Source organism: Chitinasiproducens palmae, assembly GCF_900095735.1.
In the GTDB taxonomy this organism is placed as follows: Bacteria; Pseudomonadota; Gammaproteobacteria; order Burkholderiales; family Burkholderiaceae; genus Chitinasiproducens; species Chitinasiproducens palmae.
Window position 1 is genome coordinate 98,530 of sequence record NZ_FNLO01000002.1, and the last position, 17,742, is coordinate 116,271.

Sequence of the window (17,742 nt, forward strand, 5' to 3'; positions counted from 1 at the left end):
GCGCGTAGCAGGGATGCAGCGCTACCTTGTTGTGACCACCGCATGGCGTCAACGGTCTGCCGTTGATGAAGTGGTTCAAGCGTTGGCGCCTTGCGCCATGGCGATGGTGGCGGCTGGCTGCCGAGCCAGTTCGATGAACGCCCGCACATAGTCGATGGCGGTGTCGGCCTCGCGTGCCCCGAGGTAGATCTGCTTGGCGATGCCGCTTACGCCCAACCGCACAGGCACCACCTCCATCTTGGCCGCGTACTCCTCCACGAGCCAGCGCGGTAGCGCAGCCACGCCACGGCCGCTGGCGACCATTTGCAGCATGATGTCGGTGGTTTCGATCGTCTTGTGACGCCGGGGCGTGACACCAGCGGGCAGCAAGAACTGGTTGTAGATATCCAAGCGCTCGATGTCGACGGGATAACTGATCAATGTTTCCTGGGTCAACTGTCGGGGCTGCACATACGACGCCGACGCCAGAGCATGGCCCTTGGCCACCACGAGCACCTGCTCGTAGTCGAACACGGGTTCGAACGCCAGCCCAGGCTTGTACAGCGGATCGGGCGTTACCAGGAGATCAATCTCGTAGCCGAAGAGCGCGCCGATGCCACCGAATTGGAATTTCTGCTTGACGTCCACATCGACGTCGGGCCATGCGGCCAGATACGGCGACACCACTTTCAGCAGCCACTGATAGCAAGGGTGGCATTCCATGCCGATGCGCAATGCGCCGCGCTCGCCCTGCGCGAACTGGCCGAGGCGCTCTTCTGCCAAGTCGAGCTGCGGCAGCACCCGGTTTGCCACTGCAAGCAAGTATTGACCGGCCTGCGTCAGCCGCAGGCTGCGGCCTTCGCGCAACCAGATATCGGTGCCCAACTGCTGCTCCAGCTTCTTCATGCTGTGGCTCAGGGCCGACTGAGTGAGATTCAGCACACTAGCGGCGGCGGTCAACGATCCTTGTTTATCGACCTGGCGAACGATGCTGAGGTGGAGCCGCTCAAGCATTTGTATGATCCCCACTCATGGATAGATGAGATAAATCCATTTTACTTCATTGATGCAGGTCGATAGCATCCGTCTCAGGTGCTTAATTTATGTTGTCTGCGACAGCGGCTGGCCGCGCTCGGACCGCGTAGACGGCGTTTTAGACGCGGCCGCGCGGCCTCGTCCTCATTAACAGCCGACAGTGATCGAGCCAACGCCGGCTGGGCTTCGACGGGGTCGACTACGGGGTCGACTACGGGGTCGATCAGGCAGTGCACGGAGATGTCCGAGCGATTGCCTTAGGCCCGGCGAACAATATGAACAGCACGAGCTGCGCTAGGAGCATGAATGGCATGAACAACGCACCGGCGCCAAGCGGAGGCGGAGGTGGTAGCGGTAGGGGGGCAGTTGCTTGAGCCTGTCTATGAGGCGGTCGAGCGCGACTCGGCGACAGCGCGTGAACCACGAACCGCGACTGCCGCGAGCGCAAGCAACCGGGCGGAAGTGAAGCCGAACGCCGCCGCTGCCCGATGAACCGTAGCGAAGACAATGAGGCGCTCGATCGGTCGTTCGGCGGTTCACTGTAGCGCCCAGCGTTCCGCCTTCGTCGCGGCCCGGGCAGCGCGCCGACTCGACGTGACTGCCGAGGCGGTGCAGCGCGGCTCCCGCTTGATGAAGCCGGATCGGCTCCCGCGGTGGCCCTGCGGCGGGGGGCGGCGCGCCCATGCGCCCATTCGCCCGGCACCGTGGCGCTGGAACCGGCAGCGGCAGCGGCAACGCGATGCACCCCGCCCACTTCGGCACACGAATTGGCCGTGGCCTGCAACAGCATCCGCTTCTCTCAATAATTTTCTCAATAACTTAGGTCGCTGGATCGCGATGAACGAAGAACTCACCTTCAATCTCAAGAGCATCTGTTTCGACGAACACTACCAACCGTCGGACAGTACCCGGATCACCACCAACTTCGCCAACCTGGCCCGTGGCGAGAGCCGGCAACAGAACCTGCGGAACACGCTCAGGATGATCGACAACCGTTTCAATGAGCTGGCGCACTGGGACAATCCGACCGGAAATCGGTACTCGATCGAACTGAACATCATCTCCGTGGAGATGCGTTTCGACGCGACGTGCAGCGGCGCTGTGTTTCCGCTGATCGAAATACTGGAAACCTGCATCCTCGACAAGAAAGAGGGTAAGCGCATCGACGGTATCGCGGGAAACAACTTCTCGTCCTACGTGCGCGACTACGACTTCAGCGTGTTGCTTCCCGATTACAACGTCGACCGAGTCCAATTCGGCACGCCGGCCGATTTTGGCGATTTGCACGGCAAGCTGTTCAAGCAATTCGCCAATTCGAGCACTTACAAAGACCGTTTCAGCAAGGCCCCGGTGATCTGTATCAGCGCATCGACCAGCAAGACCTATCGGCAGACGGGTAACCGACACCCTGTACTGGGGATCGAATACCAGCAAGACGAATCGTCTTCCACCGATCAATACTTCGCCAAGATGGGGATGCAGGTTCGCTTCTTCATGCCTCGGAACAGCGTTGCGCCCCTGGCCTTCTACTTTCACGGCGACTTGCTGAACGATTACACGAACCTCGAGCTGATCGGCACCATTGCCACGATGGAGACCTTTCAGAAAATCTATCGTCCCGAGATCTACAACGCCAACTCCGCCGCGGGAAGCGTTTATCGCCCCAGCCTGCAGAACCGGGATTACTCGTTGACGCAGATCGTTTATGACCGGGAAGAACGCAGCCAGTTGGCGGTCAAACAAGGGAAGTTTGCCGAGGCGCACTTCATTCGGCCGTACAAGACCGTCCTTGAGCAATGGGCGGCAAATTACGCACTCTGACCACACGCATCGTCGCTGCCGTCCGGTGGTGCGGAACACGGCTGACCCCGTCCGCTCGTGCACAGCAACGCCGGGTTGCAGCCCTCAATCCCGTTTTTGTTTGAAAGGAACCCATGATGTTCGAAACGTCCGTCGCCGGCAGCCTGCCGAAGCCTGCCTGGCTGGCTGAAACCAACAAGCTCTGGCCGCAGTGGCGAGCCGAGGGAGAGGCGCTTCGCCAAGCCAAGGCCGACGCCACCTTGCTGTGGATCAAAGCGCAGGAAGACGCCGGCCTCGATATCGTGTGCGACGGGGAGCAGTCGCGTCAGCATTTCGTGCATGGTTTTCTCGAACAGGTCGATGGTATCGACTTCGAACACAAGGTAAAAATGGGCATTCGCGACAACCGCTATGACGCGATGGTGCCGCAGGTGGTGTCGGCCCTACGTTTGAAGGGGCGCGTGCATGCGTTCGAGGCGCAACTGGCGCGCGCGCACACCAGGAAAAAACTGAAGTTCACGTTGCCGGGTCCGATGACCATCGTCGATACCGTCGCGGACCGCTTCTATGGCGACAGGGTCAAGATGGCGTTCGCCTTTGCCGAGTTGCTCAATCAGGAAGCGCTGGCGCTGCAGGCCGACGGCGTCGACATCATCCAATTCGACGAGCCAGCCTTCAACGTCTACATGAAGGAGGCCGCCGACTGGGGCGTGCGGGCGCTCGAACGCGCGGCACAGGGGCTGACCTGTACGACGGCCGTGCACATCTGTTACGGCTATGGCATCAAGGCCAACACCGACTGGAAGCAGACCCTCGGCGACGAATGGCGTCAGTACGAGACGGTATTTCCAGCGCTTGCCCGTAGCTGCATTGACCAGGTCAGCCTGGAATGCATCCATTCCCACGTGCCGCCTCACCTGATGGCGTTGCTGGCCGGCAAGGACGTGCTGGTCGGCGTGATCGATGTGGCCAGCGATGTGGTCGAGACACCCGAGGAAGTGGCCGACACGATCGGCCGCGCGCTGGCGTTCGTGCCGAAGGAGCGGTTGTTCCCGTGCACGAATTGCGGTTTGGCGCCGATGGGGCGGGACGTCGCGTGGCGCAAGTTGCAAGCGCTGGCTGCCGGTACGCAACTCGCGAAGGAGCGCCTCACCACGCCATGACGTCGTTCCGGTGGTCGCGCCCGATCTGCCTGTCCACCGAGAAGTAGGCGGACGACGCGACGCGAGCAACATACGGCCAACCGCGTTGCTGCAATGGCTGGACCGACGCGCGCGCCTGTCCCGCGCGACGCGTGTCGATGCGCGCCTGTCCCGCGCGTCGACACGCGTCGCGCGTCACTGCACGCGGGCACCACACCGCACCACACCACACCACACCGCAGCGCAGCGCAGCGCAGCGCAGTCTGCCGGTTTCGCGCCGACGGCTACGCGTTGCGGCTCGGCGGCCGGCCGACCGCGCGGGCAGCCCATGCCAACAGCACGCAAGAGCATAGATTGAAGACGAAGAAGCCGCTCGGCCCGATCAGCGTCATCGCCAGCGACGCGAGGGCCGGGCCGGTCATGCCGCCGAACGAGAACAGCACTAGCAGCGTGATCGACATGGAGAGCCGGTAACGCGCCTGCGTGCAGTCCTGCACGTGCGAGATGACGACGCCGTACAGCGTGAAGGTGACCGCGACGTAGGCCAGCATCGCGCACCAGATGACGCTGCGGGTGGACGACACCAGCAGCGCCGCGCTCATCGCGGCGGACAGCAAAGCCACGCCGCTCAGCAGGCGTCGGCGGTCGATCCTGTCGGACAGGCGACCCATCGGCCACTGCGGCAGCAATGCGACGATCAACGCCACGCCCATGAACACCGACAGGTCGGCGGTGGAGAAACCGTTTCCCACCAGGTAGACCGGTGCCAGCGAATAGAAGGAGCTGTACAGGAAACCGGTGAGTATGCCCCCGGGTATCGCCAGCGGGCTGTCTCTGAGCATCTCCCCGAGACTGGTTTTCCAGTTGACCGCCGGCATTGACGGCGGCGGCGCGGCCTCGCGCTTCTCACCGCCGCTGAGCAGGGTGGCGGGGATCACTGCGCTTGCGAACAGCGCTGCCGCAACGGTGAACTGCTGCACGCTGAAGCCGTTCTGCAGCTTGATCAGAAACTGTCCGCTGCCGAGCGACAGATAATTGATGGTCGAGTAGATGCCGAACAGCTGTCCGCGCTTCTCGTTTCCGGCGTAGCTGTTGAGCCAGCTTTCGCAGGAGCCGTACAGCCCCATGAAGACGAAGCCCGAAATCGCGCGTACCAATGCGAACGCCGTCGGTGAATGGCTTTGCCCGAAGGCCAACGCCAGAATCGCGGCGGCCGCGGCATAGGCGACAAAAGTGCGATGTTGGCCGATGCGGTGGATCAACACACGGTTGACGAGCGCACCAGCGATGAAGCCGGCGTAGTAGCACGACTGGATCAATCCGATCAGCAACGTCGAATGTCCGGTGTCCAACACCCATAACGGGACGATTGTCTGGAACAGGCCATTGCCGGCGACCATCAGCGCGAAACTCACGATCAGGCCGGCGAGCGCGGCGCGCGCAAGTGGCGACGCGCTTGCCGACGGTGTCAGCGTGTCGGTGCGCCGGGTGCCGGTGAACGACGCGCTCGCCAGCGGGCCAACGGGCGCCCCGGCCGCCGCGGACGCACCGTCTAGCTGCGCCGATGCATCGGCATCGGCATCCGATTGTTGTGGTTCGAGGCGGGACTGGCGCGGGTCGTCACGCTCGGGCATGGTGGTCTCGATCGTTTGGCGGATAGACGGGCTGTCGGCGTGCCCCGTGCCGCATGGCGGTGGGCGAACGCGCGATGGCCTGCGCCGGAAGCACCGCCCGCACGAGGCATCTGGACAGTATGTGCGTTTCGCGCATCGCTCGCGATGTCAACAGCCGGCAATGGCGCATCGGCCGGGCGACGCGCCGAATGCTGCGCATCCCGCGGGGACTCGTCGTGGCGTCAGCGTGGCGCAAGCCCATGTCATGCCCGACGGTATCAAGTTCGCTTATTTTTAGAAGCAAAGATGAGCAAGCTCGATGACCGATCGCGATTCCCATGCTATGGGCGCTCACGCCCGCGCAGGCTTCGCGCAGTGGACGACGCACGCGCGGCATGCATCGGCGGGTGCGCGGCCCGCACCTCCGCCATCATCGGCACGCGGGACATGCCAGGCATGCCAGACGCTCGGCTTGCCGGACGCGCCGCTCAGCGCGACGCGACCTCGCGCGCCAAGGCGACCGCATCGGCGCCCGCCGGCGTGCGCATCGGACAGGACGGCTCGGTCGCGGCCCGCCATACCGCCTCTGCCACGTCGCGCGCATGCGTGACCGGGTCGGATGCCTGCCATCCGTCGAAGATGCTCGCGGCCAGCGACGCATAGGCATCCGGGAAGCCGCCCGCCATCCGCGCGCGCGCGTTCTCGCCGAATTGCGTCGCCGGCGCGCGGCCCGGTAGAACGAGCCGCGCCCTCACGTCGAACGCCTCTAATTCCAGCGCCAGCGATTCGGTGAACGCATTGATCGCCGCCTTGCTCGCGGTGTACACGGACAGCAGTGGCAACGGCCGCAGGGTGACGGTGGACGTCACGTTCACGATGACGCCCGAGCGGCGCGCGCGAAACTGCGGCAGCACGGCCTGCGTGAGGGCGATCGTGCCGAGTGTGTTGGTCTCGAAGACCTCGCGCACCGCGTCCATCGTCACCCCTTCCAGCGCGTTCAGGACGCCGATGCCGGCATTGTTCACCAGCACGTCGACCGGGCCGGCATCGCCCACGGCGCGAGACACGCTGTCGGGGTCCGTTACGTCGAGCGTCAAGATCCGCAAACGTTCCGATGCGGGCAGGAGGTCCGCACGCGGTTGTCGCATCGTCGCGACGACCCGCCAGCCTTTTTCGAGAAAGAGTCCGGCGGTTTCGAGACCAAAGCCGGACGAGCAACCGGTTATCAGGACTGTCTTCATGATGTTTCCCTTTGACTGAACCGAAGGCAGACAATAGCGCGCGCATCTCGGACTGGATACAATACAAAGTCCATTTTTCTTTCGTAATCGTCCGGCATGAACGATCCGCTATCGGAGGTCGTGACGCTGCTTCGGCCCACCGCCGCTGCGTCGAAGGTCGTCACGGGTGCCGGGGCCTGGCGCGTTCGTCGCCCCGAAGCCGGCCAAACCTTTTACTGCGCGGTCGTCGAAGGCCGCTGTCGGCTGCGCATCGCGGAGCGGCCGGCGGTCGAGCTGGCGGCCGGGGATTTCGTGCTGATACCGTCGGCGCAGCGCTTCGCCATGTCGAGCGCGGAGCCGGAGCCGCCGGGCGACGTCGATGATGTGCCGATCGCGCTCGCCGATGGGGTCTTTCGGCTCGGCGACCGGGACGGTCCGGCGACCGAACGGCTGCTCATCGGGCACTGCGTCTTTGCATCGTCCGATGCCGACCTGCTGGTGCCGCTCCTGCCTGGGGTCGTGCACGTCCGCGGCAACCAGCGGCTGACGACCCTGGTGCATCTGCTCGGCGAGGAGGCGCGTCAACGAAGGCCCGCGCGCGAGGTGATCCTCGCGCGCCTGCTCGAAGTCCTGCTGATCGAGGCGCTTCGCGCTGCCGATCCCACCGCGGGCCCGGGACTGGTGCGTGGCTTGACGGACCCTCGGCTGGGCGCGGCCATCCGCTGCATGCACGCGCATCCCGACGACGCCTGGACCGTGACTCGCCTGGCACAAGCGGCGGCACTGTCGCGCTCTGCGTTCTTCGAGCACTTCACCCGCGCGGTCGGGATCGCACCGATGGCCTACCTGCAAGCCTGGCGCATGGCGCTCGCCAAGCACGTGTTGCGCACCGAAACCGTGAGCGTTGCCGAGGTGGCCGAACGCGTCGGTTACGGCTCCGCCAGTGCATTCAGCGTCGCTTTCGCCCGGCATGTCGGACAGCCGCCCGCGCGTTACCGGCAAGCGGGCCTGTCCCGCGAGACGGTGCTGCCCGACGCGCTGCGGTTCGAAGCAGGGCAACGTTGATGCTGCACTGGTGTGTGCGCTTGCCCGCAGGTCAACGCGTGGGCCGGATCGACAGGACGCGCCGCGCCATGCCACCCCAAGAGCCCAGGTCGAAACGGAGTCGCGGCCATGTTCACCACAGAAATCGCGGCGCCTGGTCCGGACGGATGGCTGCGCGGGACCTTGCTCGCCCCGAAGGGCGGCGGCGCGCCCGTCGTGTTGATGCTGCCGGGGTCGGGACCGGTAGACCGCGACGGCAACAGTCCGAGCGGCATTCACGCCGGACCGTTGCGGCTGCTCGCACAGGAGTTGGCCGCGCGCGGCGTGGCTTCCGTGCGCGTCGACAAGCGTGGCATGTTCGGCAGTGCCGGGGCCGTGCCCGACCCGAACGACGTGACGATCGGCGACTATGCGGCGGACGTCCATGCATGGATCGACGTGATCCGGCAGAGGCTCGGCATGTCGGGCGTCTGGCTATTGGGGCATAGCGAAGGTGGTCTGGTCGCACTGGCAGCGGCGGCCAGCGACGCCGCGTCCATCAATGGATTGATCCTGGTCGCGACCGCCGGTCGGCCGGTGGGCACGCTTCTGCGCGAGCAGTTACATCGCGCGCTTGACGATTCGGACCTGCTCGCGCAAGCGCTGTGTGCGCTCGCCCATCTGGAAACCGGTCGGCATCTCGACACGGCGGGCTTGCATCCGGCGCTGCTGCCCCTCTTCGCACCGTCGGTGCAGGGTTTCCTGATCGACGAAATGACCCTCGATCCGGTCGCGCTTGTCGCGTCCGTCGCACGGCCCGTGCTGGTCGTGCAGGGCGATCAAGACCTGCAGGTCGGTCTGGACGACGCGCGCCTGTTGGCCAACGCCGGGCCGCACACGCAATGCGTCGTGTTGCCGGACACCAATCATGTACTGAAACAGGTTGGTTCGGATCAGCGGGCCGCGAATCTTGCGACGTATGCGGACCCATCGCTACCGCTGGGCCCGCGCATCGGGCCGGCGATCGTCGCGTTCATCACGAACGTCGCGGGCGATCGATGAGGGACCGGCTAGGCTTTCGCGTGGCGGCGCGCTGAGCGCACTCGCGACGCATGGTGGCTTGCCGGCTAGCGGACCGAAGCATCTTACAGTCGGCCAGCAAGCTGGACAGGCGGCAGCGGCTGTCTGGGCGCGCCACCGACGCAACAGGAACCGGCGCCGCGAGCGCGAGTGCGAGTGCGAGCGCGAGCGGCGTCACCCGGCTGCCGGTTACGTCATGGCATGACGGGCGGATGATAGGTCAGCGTCGCGGCAAGCGCCCACAGCATGAAGATCACCAGCGGCAGGTGGACGATCAACTGCGTGAAGGTGAAGCCGACCACATCGCGAGCGCGCAGACCCAGCACGCCGAGCAGCGGCAGCATCCAGAACGGGTTGATCAGGTTCGGCAATGCCTCTGCGGCGTTGTAGACCGTGACGGCCCAACCCAGGTGAACGTTCAATGCCTTCGCCGCTTCGATCACGTAAGGCGCTTCGATGATCCACTTGCCGCCGCCGGAGGGAACGAAGAACCCCAGCACGGCGGAGTAGATGCCCATCACCGCGGGGAACGAACTATGTGACGAGATCGCGACGAAGAAGTGCGACAGGTGGTCGGACAGTGGCAGCCCGCCCGTGGCCGACGCCTTGGTCAGCATGTAGGCGATACCGCCGTACAGCGGGAACTGAATCAGCACGCCAGAGACCGACGGTACCGATTTTGCCACCGCGTCGAGGAAGCGACGCGGTCGCCAGTTCAACAGCATGCCGATCAGCAGGAACACCAGGTTGTATGTGTTCAGGTTGGAGATCGCGAGAATCGGATTCTTCGTGCTGAACTCGTGCCAGATCCAGATGACGCCAAGCGCAACGATCAATATCGTGACGAGTGGGCTGTACTCGAGCCAGTCCCCGGGCCGTTGCGGCTTCCTTACCGCCAGTTCGCGTTCGTCGAGCGCGACGCCGAGGTCCGCCGCGGTTCGCGCACGCGCCGGGCCAGGCGCGGACAGGTAGGCGATCGCGATCGACACGACCGCCAGCACGGCCGCCATCAGCATCGACTGTGGCAGGAAGATGGTCTCGGAGAACGGAATGACACCCGTGATCGCGAGCAGTGTCTTCGGCAGACTTTCCGGGTTCGCTTGCAGCTGCGAGGCCGACGAGCTCAGGCCGAGCGCCCACGTGGCGCCCATGCCGAGGTAGGCAGCGGCGCCCCCCGCACGGTAATCCATGCGCAGCTCGGTACGCCGGGCCAGCGCCCGCACCAGCAGGCCGCTGAAGATCAGGCTGATCGCCCAGTTGAACATCGAAGTGCCGATACTGATGAACGCGACGAAGGCCACGGCCGCCTTGCCGCTCGACGGCAGGCGCGCGAGCCAGGCGATCACGCGCGACGCCAGTGGCGAGACCGCCACCACGTAGCCGGAGATCGCGACGATGGCCATCTGCATCGTGAATGGAATCAGGCTCCAGAAGCCGTCCCCGAACGCCACCCCGACGCGCTGGATCGGCGCACCGATCGCCAACGCGCCGGCGGCGACGACAATCACGGCGATCGCGGCAAAGATGTATGCGTCCGGAAACCACTTCTCCGACCAGCGGGTGACGCCGGCCGCCATGCGTTCCAGCGCCCCCGCGCTGTGCGGTGACGTAGGGTCCTTCGATAGGTCTTTCATGACAGGTCCTTGGGTTGTTCGATGTTGTTGCGGGCCTTGATGTCGCCGGGCCTGTTCGGGACTGCGTTTCACTGCGCGCTTTCGTACACCTGGATGGCAGCGGCAAGATCCTCCAGGGCGGTGCCGACCGCCTTGAAAACGGTACGTTGCGATGCGTTGGCACGGCCGACGACCTCGCCGCGACACAGCCGGGCCAGGGTCCGCTCCAGATCGCTGTGCGCAATCACATGGCGGGCAAGCGGCTCGAGCAGGTCGCCGGACTTTTGCGCCGCTTCCTCGGTATCGACAAACACTTCGGTACCGCGAAAGCAGTCGTCGTCCGATTCCCGCATGTGCGGCGTGAAGCCGCCGATCAGATCGAGGTGGCTGCCAGCGGGCAGCCAGGCGCCTCGCACGATGGGCGCGGTGGCCAAGGTCGCGCAGGTGACCACGTCGGCCTCGTGAATACTCGCGGCAAGATCATCGACCGGGCGTGCCTCGAAACCGAGCGTTTCGAGATGGGCGACGAGTTTCGCGGTCTCGGCGGGCGTTCTGTTCCACACATCGACCTGCCGAATCGGCAGGACGGCGCGATAGGCTTCCGGCAGCAGGCTGCCGACGCGGCCGGTGCCGAGCAGCACCATGCGCGATGCGTCGGGACGCGCAAGGTAGCTGGCCGCCAGCGCGGATGCCGCCGCGGTGCGGCGCGAGGTGATCTCGTTGCCGTCGATCTGGGCCAGCGGCGCTCCGGTGCTGGCGTCGTAGAGCACATAGGTCGAGTGCAGGCCAGGCAGCCCGCGCGCGGCATTGCCCGCGAAGATGTTGACCGTCTTGATGCCGAGATAGCCGTTGTCCTGCCACGCCGGCATGATGAGCACGGTGCCTTGCTGGTCGTCGCCTACCTTGACCGTGTGCGAATGTCGCAGCGGAACATGGCAACCGGCCGTGAACATCCGCCGCAGCGACGCGACGAGCGCATCGAACGGCAAGGCGTCGCGCGTGGCGGTGGTATCGAAAAACTTCATGCTGGTTCTCCTGAAAGCGATACGGTTGCAGCAGCGGCGCTGGCCGGTTCACAGTCGCCTGGGGCCGGCGCCGCCAGCCCGCGCCTGGGCGTGGGCATCGGTTCAAGCATCGATGGTCACCGGGCTCACCGGAATGGCCTGGCACGCGAAGCAGAGGTCCGCATCCTCCGGGGGCTGGCCGTTCATATGCTCCACTTTGCCGGCAGCCACCCGCACAGCGCAGCTTTCGCACTGGCCGACGCGGCAGCCGCTCGGCAGGCGCACGCCCAGGTCTTCGGCGAATGACAGCAGACTGCCCTTGTCCGGCGACCACTCGCCCTGTTTCTTCGAACGCGCGAACGAGACGACGAAGCGCTGCGTCGGGTCGAGCCGCGGCTTCGACGGCGAGCGGAACGCCTCGCGGAAGATGTCGAAGGGCGGCACGCCGCGCGCGACCAGGCCCTCGGTGATGGCGTTCATCATCGGTTCCGGGCCGCACAGGTAAAAGCGCGCACGGCGGCGGATCAGCGCCGCATCGACCACGTCGGCAGTCAGATAACCTGACAGCTCGAAATCCCGGCCCAGCAGTTCGTGCTCGGCCTGGTTGTAGCAATTCACCACATGCAGCGCGGGCATCGCGGCGGCCAAGGCAGCGATGCGCTCGCGGAACGCGTGCGTGCGACTGTTCTGATTCGCGTAGAACAGCCAGGAGGGCGGGGCGGGCTGGTCGGCGGCATGCACCGTTTCCAGATAGGAGATGAACGGCGTGATGCCGATGCCGCCGGCGAACATCACGACCGGACGCGGCGACGCGGGCGGCACGATGAAGGTCCCGCCCGGCGGTCGGAGCGAAATCGCGTCGCCGGCGCGCAGCGCGCGGTGCAGATGGGCGGACATCACGCCCTCGAAGGTGTTGCCGTCCGCGGCCGTGCCGCGTTGATGACGGACCGAGATCGTGTAGCTGCGACGGTCGACTACCGTGGCCGGTCCTACCAGCGAATAGGCGCGCGTGGTGCCGCCGTCGCCAAGTGAAGGCAGATGCACGGTAATGTGCTGACCCGGCAGGTAGTCGGGCAGCGGTCCGCCGTCGGCCGCTCGCAAGGTGATGGTGCGCACGCCGAGCGCTTCGTCGTGGATCGCCGAGACCATGAAATCGCGCCATCCCTGCCAGGCACGCCGGGCCGGGTCGACCGACGGATCGAGGGCGACGGTGCACGGCAGCGAGCGCAGCGGCGACGCGCCACTCAGCGGGTCGAGCGTGGCATCCGACACCAGGCTGTTGAAGTTGCTGTTGCCGGCACCGCGCACCGGCAAGGCCGGCAGGCCCATCTCGTCGCATGCCTGCCACCAGCCATATTCAGCCACGATCACGTCATGCGCGAGTTCGGCCGATATCCGGGCCCGGAAGCGGGCTCTGCCTTGCGTGGTCTCGATCACGATCCAGTCGTCTTCGACGATGCCACGCTCGCGCGCCAGCGACGCGCTGAGGTCGGCGCTCGGATAAGGCGCGCGGCGGCGCAGGCTGGCCAGGCTGCGATGCTGGCTGTGGCAGTACAGACCGTGCTTGACCGACGTGAGCACGTATGGAAACGCCGGTTTCGCAGCTGGCGCGCCTTTGCGCGTCGTCTGTCGGCCATGCTGAGGCGGGACATACTCCGGCACGGGCGGATAGCCGTGGCGCAGCAGCTTCTCCGAATAGAGCTCGACGCGCAGCGTTTCGGTGCGAAAGCCACGGATGCCGTCGGCGCCCGTGCGCGCGTACTGACGCTCATGCTGTTGCAGCGGGCGCACGATGCCTTCCGGATGCGCGCGAAGTTGCGCGACATCGAGGCCAAGCGGCGCGAGCATGTGGTTCCAGCCGGCCTCGATGCTGCCATCGAAGAATTGCGCGCTCATGCCGAGTCGCGTCGCCAGGCCCATCACGACGTCGTAGTCGGCGCGCGATTCGCCCCGTGGGCTGACCATGCGCTGGCGCAACTGCACGAGTTCAACCGCCCGCTCGTTGATTTCGAAGCCGAGCCGCAGGCCCTCGCGTTCCCACGGCGTGTTGATCGGCAGCAGGATGTCGGCGTAGCGTGCCGACGGCGTCTCGAACAGGTCGCAGTGCACGTGGAAATCGAGCGCGCATAGTGCCTCGTGCGCGGCATCGGCGTCGGCCTGCGAGGACAGGAAGTTGGTGCCGAACGCGAGCAGGCCGCGCACCTTGTACGGCTTGCCGGCGACGATTGCTTGATAGACGTCGCGCGCGGTGACCCAGCCCTGCGCGGGCGGGCCGAGCGGACGCGCTTGCAGGCCCAGTGCCTTCGCGCGCTGCTGCGGCGCGAGCAGGCCGAAGTCGCTCACTGCGTTGGCGGGCTGCTTGACGAATTCGCGGTTGGCGCCTTGCCGGTCGAACGCGCCGGTCAACGCGTACAGCGTCGCGATCGCGCGCTCCGTCTGCGTGGCATTGCTGTGCTGGCCAACGCCCGACCACGCGTGATAGGCGATCGCCTGGTCGGGCGCGAGCATGGCGGCCGCCGCGCGAATGCTTTCCGCATCCACACCTGTCACGTCCGCCGCGTGAGCGCCGTCGAACTGGCCTACGGCCCGCCGGTAATGTACGAAGGCGGGGTCGCACATCACTTCCACTGTTCGACCGGCGGCGTCACGCACCCGGACCGCATGCGCGTCCGTCAGGTCCGCATCGGGCACACCGATGGTGCGCGCCGCGTCGACCAATTCGACACGCTCTCGGCGCCGGTGCCACACCGCATAGCGGTTGCTGGCGGACTCGGGAGCCAAATCCCGCTCGCGTAGGAAGCGGCCGTTGTCGCGACGCACGAGATACGGTGCATTGCTCCAGTCACGGACGAACGCATGGTCATAGGCGTCGCTGTCGAGCATCGCCGCGGCAATGGCCATTGCCAGCGCGCCATCGGTGCCTGGCCGGACGCGCAGCCACAGGTCCGCCTCCAGCGCCAGCGCGGTCGGGCGTGGGTCGACGACGATCAAACGCGCGCCGCGTCGGCGCCCCTTGGCGATCGCGTCAGCCTGCGCCAGCCACGTATTGGCCGGGTTCGTACCCCACAGGACGATGACGTCGGCATTCGCGTAATCGGCGGTCGGCATGCCGCAGCCAAACGTGAAGATATGCGCAACATCCTTGTGCCAGTTGCAAATCTCCGTCGCGTAGCAGATGTTCGGGCTGCCGAACGACCAGACGAAACGCTCCACCCAGTCGATGCTGTCGCTCATCGGGGTGCCGCTCGGCGTGGTCACGCCGAACACGACCGATTCGGGGCCGCTGGTGCGGCGAAACAGATCGAGATTGCGCGCGGTCTCGTCGAGCGCCTCGTCCCAGCTGATGCGCCGCCAGCCCGGATCGGCCGCACCCTTGGGCGCGGTTCGCCGCATCGGGTACAGGATTCGGTTCGGGCTGTGCACCAGTTCGGGCGCGGCCTTGCCCTTCATGCACATGGCATTGCCGGTCGGGTGATCGGTATCCGGACGGACCTTCAGCATCATGTCGCCGCGTACCGTGTTGACAGTCCCGCAGCGCGACCGACACAGCGTGCAATAACCCTTTTTCTCCTCGAACTCCATCGGCACCGCATCTCCATTCCGTCCGGCGATGCTATGTAGCCGAAATAGCGCTGCCTAATTCATATTTGCGAAGCGTAGCCATCGATTTAATCGATGGCGGGCGGCGCCGTGGCAATTTATGGCGATGCTATGATGGCCCGCTTCCCGACATCCCGCCTAGACCTGCCTGTGGCGCTTCACATCACGCTTCGCCAGATCGAGTATTTCGTCTCGGTGGCCGACACCGGACGAATCTCGCAATCCGCCAAGCTGTGCGCGGTGTCGCAGTCGTCGATGACGGTCGCCCTGCAGAATCTCGAGGATGCCGTGGGCGCCGTGCTGATGGTCCGGCATCCGAAAGGCGTGCGGCTCACCGACGCCGGCGAGCGCTTCCTCCGTCATGTGCGCCAGGCGCCGCTGGCGGTCGAGCGTGCCATCGTCGCTGCGCAGGAAGAGCCCGAGCAGATCGCCGGACGCGTCCGCCTCGGCGTGACCGAGACGGTGTCGGCGTATCTGATGCCGTCGTTGCTGAGTTCGCTGAGCCAGCGCTTCGCCAATCTCCAGGTGGAGGTGGTGGAGCAGGACCGCGAGACGATCGAACGCGCGTTGCTCGACGAAGCGCTGGATCTTGCCCTGCTGCTCGTTTCCAATACGTCCCAGCACGATGCGCTGCATTACGAGACCATGCTGCGCTCGCCTCGGCGGCTGTGGACGCATCCGGAACACCCGTTGCAGGAGGCCCCGCGCGTCACGCTCGATGACATCGCCCGCGAGGATTTTCTGCTGCTCGACATGGACGAGCACGTCCGTACGGTCGGCAAGTACTGGGCGCGTTACGCCGTCGCGCCCCGGATCCGCATGCAGAGTCGCTCGATCGAGGCAGTCCGAAGCCTCGTGGCCCTGGGCCAGGGCGTGACCATCCTTTCCGACCTGGTGTATCGGCCGTGGTCGCTGGAGGGCAACCGGATCAGCCGACGCGACCTCAGCGTTCCCGTGCCGACCATGGACGTGGGAGCGGTCTGGCGGCGGGCAGGGAGCGCCAGCCTGCAAACCACCGCGCTACTCGACTTCCTGCGCAACTGGAAGCGGATCGCTCAGTAGACCATTGCGCAATAGCGCAACGCGTCGGACCGCTGCGACGAAGGATGCGCCGGTGCAATACGGTTCAAGACGCGGCCGTGCGGGCCCGGCATCATGATGGTCTCGATCCAACGAAGCCGCCAATGCCATGCCAGTGCCGCAATCCTCGACAGCAACGGACCCGACGTCAACGGACCCGACGTCAACCGCTGCAATGGCGACCGATGCCGTTGTTGTCCCGTCCGCTGGAACACCGTCGTCCGTTCCCGAACGATGCGTGATTGTCGTCGACGCAGCGCTGCCAGTCGGCCGCGCCGCCAACGCCGCCGCGGTGATTGCGCTTACCGTGGGACAGCGTCATCCCGGGCTCGTCGGCGCGCCGCTGATCGATGCTTCGCAGGTCGCCCACCCGGGATTGATCCCGATCGGCATCGCGGTGCTTGCCGCCGAGCAGGGCGCGCTGACCGCCATTCGTGCGAAGGCGGTGGCCATCGGTTGCGATGTCGTCGACTTCCCGGTGCAAGGCCAGCAGACGACCGATTACGAGGCCTTCCAGCGCGCGGTCGCCGTCGTTACGACGGCCGAGCTGCGCTACGTGGGCTTGGCGCTTGTCGGGCCGCGCAAGGCGATCGGCAAGCTCGTGGCCAATTTCGCGCTGCTGAAGTAACCCGGCGCGGCCGCCGGCTAACCTTGCAGTGCCTTGCGATAGACGGCCGGCGTCACGCCGAGCGCCCGCTTGAACGCGCGCGTCAAATGCGCCTGGTCCGCATAACCCGCGCTTGCGGCGACAGCGCTCAACGCATGTCCCGTCTGAATCAGCCGCTGCGCCGCGCGCAGCCGCGCCTGGCGCTGGTAGCCGTGCGGTGTCACGCCGAGATGCCGTTCGAAGGCACGGAACAACGTGAACACCGGCAGGTCGACAGCCTTCGCGATATCGTCCAGATGGACGGTACGGTCGATGTTCTCATCGAGAAAACACCGCGCAATGCGGATCGCCCGGGGCTCGCGGCCCGCGGCCGCCGCCGGCGCGCGCGCGCCGACGTGCCGGCTCAGCAGTCGCTGGGCAAAGCGCACGTACTGGGTCTCGCGCTTCAACGCGGCACCCTGCACGTCGGAACAATGATGGACGCCGTGAAACAGCGCGGTCAGCGTGGCGTCACGGATCAGCGGCCCCTGCAACGAGAGGGCGGTGTTCGACGTGTCGCCGAGCAGCCCGCGTAACCGGCTGCTGTCGACGTAAAGCGTGCGCTGGCGCCACCCTTCGTCGTCGACGGCCCAACCCGCATGGGCTTCGTCGGCTTCGATCGCATACAGGTCGCCTTGGCGGGCGATGAACTCGGTACCGCGCATGCGAATCCGGATCGCGCCATGGGTGATCAGTGCAAAACAGGCGGTGTCGTGGCTGTGCATATCGTACGAGAACCCGCGAAAGCGCCCGCGTAGAAGCTGCGCGCCCAGTTCAGGGGCGCGCCACAGGCGAACGTCGGTTTTTGCGTCGGACATGCCGGGCTGGGATCAGTGAAAGCGGATCGTCGAAGTATAGGCCAGCACAGGGTATCGCGCGCTCAGGCTGAATGAGATCGTCGAAGGTC

The 17,742-nt window shown here is 65.7% G+C and carries 13 protein-coding genes; 6 read left to right on the forward strand and 7 right to left on the reverse strand.

Translation table 11 applies throughout. The features are described 5' to 3' along the window. Positions 1 to 75 precede the first annotated feature (75 nt). A complete protein-coding gene (locus tag BLU54_RS03575; protein ID WP_091904776.1) occupies positions 76 to 993 on the reverse strand; it encodes a LysR family transcriptional regulator in 918 nt (305 codons plus the stop codon). Between the two features lie 858 nt (positions 994 to 1,851). Between BLU54_RS03575 and BLU54_RS03580 the strand changes: the two genes are divergently transcribed. Together BLU54_RS03580 and BLU54_RS03585 are read left to right on the forward strand one after the other, a co-directional pair. Continuing rightward, positions 1,852 to 2,835, forward strand: a complete 984-nt coding sequence (locus BLU54_RS03580; RefSeq protein WP_091904778.1) for a DUF1852 domain-containing protein — start codon at positions 1,852 to 1,854, stop codon at positions 2,833 to 2,835. Between the two features lie 116 nt (positions 2,836 to 2,951). Then, entirely contained in the window at positions 2,952 to 3,977 is a 1,026-nt protein-coding gene (locus tag BLU54_RS03585) for a methionine synthase (protein ID WP_091905954.1), read from the forward strand. 263 nt (positions 3,978 to 4,240) lie between these two features. Here the strand turns inward: BLU54_RS03585 and BLU54_RS03595 are convergent, their stop codons facing one another. Together BLU54_RS03595 and BLU54_RS03600 are read right to left on the reverse strand one after the other, a co-directional pair. Then, the gene (locus BLU54_RS03595; RefSeq protein ID WP_091904784.1) at positions 4,241 to 5,590 is read right to left on the reverse strand and encodes an MFS transporter; all 1,350 of its coding nucleotides are present in this window, start codon (positions 5,588 to 5,590) and stop codon (positions 4,241 to 4,243) included. A 467-nt stretch (positions 5,591 to 6,057) separates the two neighbouring features. Next, positions 6,058 to 6,810, reverse strand: a complete 753-nt coding sequence (locus tag BLU54_RS03600; protein ID WP_091904787.1) for an SDR family oxidoreductase — start codon at positions 6,808 to 6,810, stop codon at positions 6,058 to 6,060. Positions 6,811 to 6,906: 96 nt separating this feature from the next. Between BLU54_RS03600 and BLU54_RS03605 the strand changes: the two genes are divergently transcribed. Together BLU54_RS03605 and BLU54_RS03610 are read left to right on the forward strand one after the other, a co-directional pair. Continuing rightward, positions 6,907 to 7,854 carry an AraC family transcriptional regulator gene (locus tag BLU54_RS03605; protein WP_091904790.1) on the forward strand — a complete coding sequence of 316 codons (948 nt, stop codon included), beginning with the start codon at positions 6,907 to 6,909 and terminating at the stop codon, positions 7,852 to 7,854. Positions 7,855 to 7,962: 108 nt separating this feature from the next. Beyond that, on the forward strand, positions 7,963 to 8,874 hold the full coding sequence (locus BLU54_RS03610; RefSeq protein ID WP_091904793.1) for an alpha/beta hydrolase: 912 nt from the start codon (positions 7,963 to 7,965) through the stop codon (positions 8,872 to 8,874). Between the two features lie 212 nt (positions 8,875 to 9,086). Here the strand turns inward: BLU54_RS03610 and BLU54_RS03615 are convergent, their stop codons facing one another. The 3 genes from BLU54_RS03615 to BLU54_RS03625 all read right to left on the reverse strand — a co-directional run bounded on the left by BLU54_RS03615 (position 9,087) and on the right by BLU54_RS03625 (position 15,091). After that, on the reverse strand, positions 9,087 to 10,526 hold the full coding sequence (locus BLU54_RS03615) for a short-chain fatty acid transporter (RefSeq protein WP_091904796.1): 1,440 nt from the start codon (positions 10,524 to 10,526) through the stop codon (positions 9,087 to 9,089). 68 nt (positions 10,527 to 10,594) lie between these two features. Continuing rightward, the gene (lhpI, locus tag BLU54_RS03620) at positions 10,595 to 11,530 is read right to left on the reverse strand and encodes a bifunctional Delta(1)-pyrroline-2-carboxylate/Delta(1)-piperideine-2-carboxylate reductase (RefSeq protein ID WP_091904799.1); all 936 of its coding nucleotides are present in this window, start codon (positions 11,528 to 11,530) and stop codon (positions 10,595 to 10,597) included. Between the two features lie 102 nt (positions 11,531 to 11,632). Beyond that, positions 11,633 to 15,091, reverse strand: coding sequence for a molybdopterin-dependent oxidoreductase (locus BLU54_RS03625; protein ID WP_091904802.1), 3,459 nt, complete (start codon positions 15,089 to 15,091; stop codon positions 11,633 to 11,635). A gap of 132 nt (positions 15,092 to 15,223) precedes the next feature. Here BLU54_RS03625 and BLU54_RS03630 point away from each other — a divergent pair, with 132 nt between their 5' ends. Both BLU54_RS03630 and BLU54_RS03640 read left to right on the forward strand, forming a co-directional pair. Then, a complete protein-coding gene (locus tag BLU54_RS03630; protein ID WP_235837774.1) occupies positions 15,224 to 16,171 on the forward strand; it encodes a LysR family transcriptional regulator in 948 nt (315 codons plus the stop codon). A gap of 256 nt (positions 16,172 to 16,427) precedes the next feature. Continuing rightward, positions 16,428 to 16,817 carry a DUF2000 domain-containing protein gene (locus tag BLU54_RS03640; RefSeq protein WP_235837775.1) on the forward strand — a complete coding sequence of 130 codons (390 nt, stop codon included), beginning with the start codon at positions 16,428 to 16,430 and terminating at the stop codon, positions 16,815 to 16,817. A 17-nt stretch (positions 16,818 to 16,834) separates the two neighbouring features. Here the strand turns inward: BLU54_RS03640 and BLU54_RS03645 are convergent, their stop codons facing one another. Then, positions 16,835 to 17,653 carry a helix-turn-helix transcriptional regulator gene (locus BLU54_RS03645; RefSeq protein WP_091904816.1) on the reverse strand — a complete coding sequence of 273 codons (819 nt, stop codon included), beginning with the start codon at positions 17,651 to 17,653 and terminating at the stop codon, positions 16,835 to 16,837. Positions 17,654 to 17,742: the final 89 nt, after the last annotated feature.

Excerpts from the sequence above, each read along its gene's own strand:
- BLU54_RS03575 (WP_091904776.1), bottom strand. The coding sequence starts at position 993 with ATGCTTGAGCGGCTCCACCTCAGCATCGTTCGCCAGGTCGATAAACAA.
- BLU54_RS03580 (WP_091904778.1), top strand. The coding sequence starts at position 1,852 with ATGAACGAAGAACTCACCTTCAATCTCAAGAGCATCTGTTTCGACGAA.
- BLU54_RS03585 (WP_091905954.1), top strand. The coding sequence starts at position 2,952 with ATGTTCGAAACGTCCGTCGCCGGCAGCCTGCCGAAGCCTGCCTGGCTG.
- BLU54_RS03595 (WP_091904784.1), bottom strand. The coding sequence starts at position 5,590 with ATGCCCGAGCGTGACGACCCGCGCCAGTCCCGCCTCGAACCACAACAA.
- BLU54_RS03600 (WP_091904787.1), bottom strand. The coding sequence starts at position 6,810 with ATGAAGACAGTCCTGATAACCGGTTGCTCGTCCGGCTTTGGTCTCGAA.
- BLU54_RS03605 (WP_091904790.1), top strand. The coding sequence starts at position 6,907 with ATGAACGATCCGCTATCGGAGGTCGTGACGCTGCTTCGGCCCACCGCC.
- BLU54_RS03610 (WP_091904793.1), top strand. The coding sequence starts at position 7,963 with ATGTTCACCACAGAAATCGCGGCGCCTGGTCCGGACGGATGGCTGCGC.
- BLU54_RS03615 (WP_091904796.1), bottom strand. The coding sequence starts at position 10,526 with ATGAAAGACCTATCGAAGGACCCTACGTCACCGCACAGCGCGGGGGCG.
- lhpI (WP_091904799.1), bottom strand. The coding sequence starts at position 11,530 with ATGAAGTTTTTCGATACCACCGCCACGCGCGACGCCTTGCCGTTCGAT.
- BLU54_RS03625 (WP_091904802.1), bottom strand. The coding sequence starts at position 15,091 with ATGGAGTTCGAGGAGAAAAAGGGTTATTGCACGCTGTGTCGGTCGCGC.
- BLU54_RS03630 (WP_235837774.1), top strand. The coding sequence starts at position 15,224 with ATGGCCCGCTTCCCGACATCCCGCCTAGACCTGCCTGTGGCGCTTCAC.
- BLU54_RS03645 (WP_091904816.1), bottom strand. The coding sequence starts at position 17,653 with ATGTCCGACGCAAAAACCGACGTTCGCCTGTGGCGCGCCCCTGAACTG.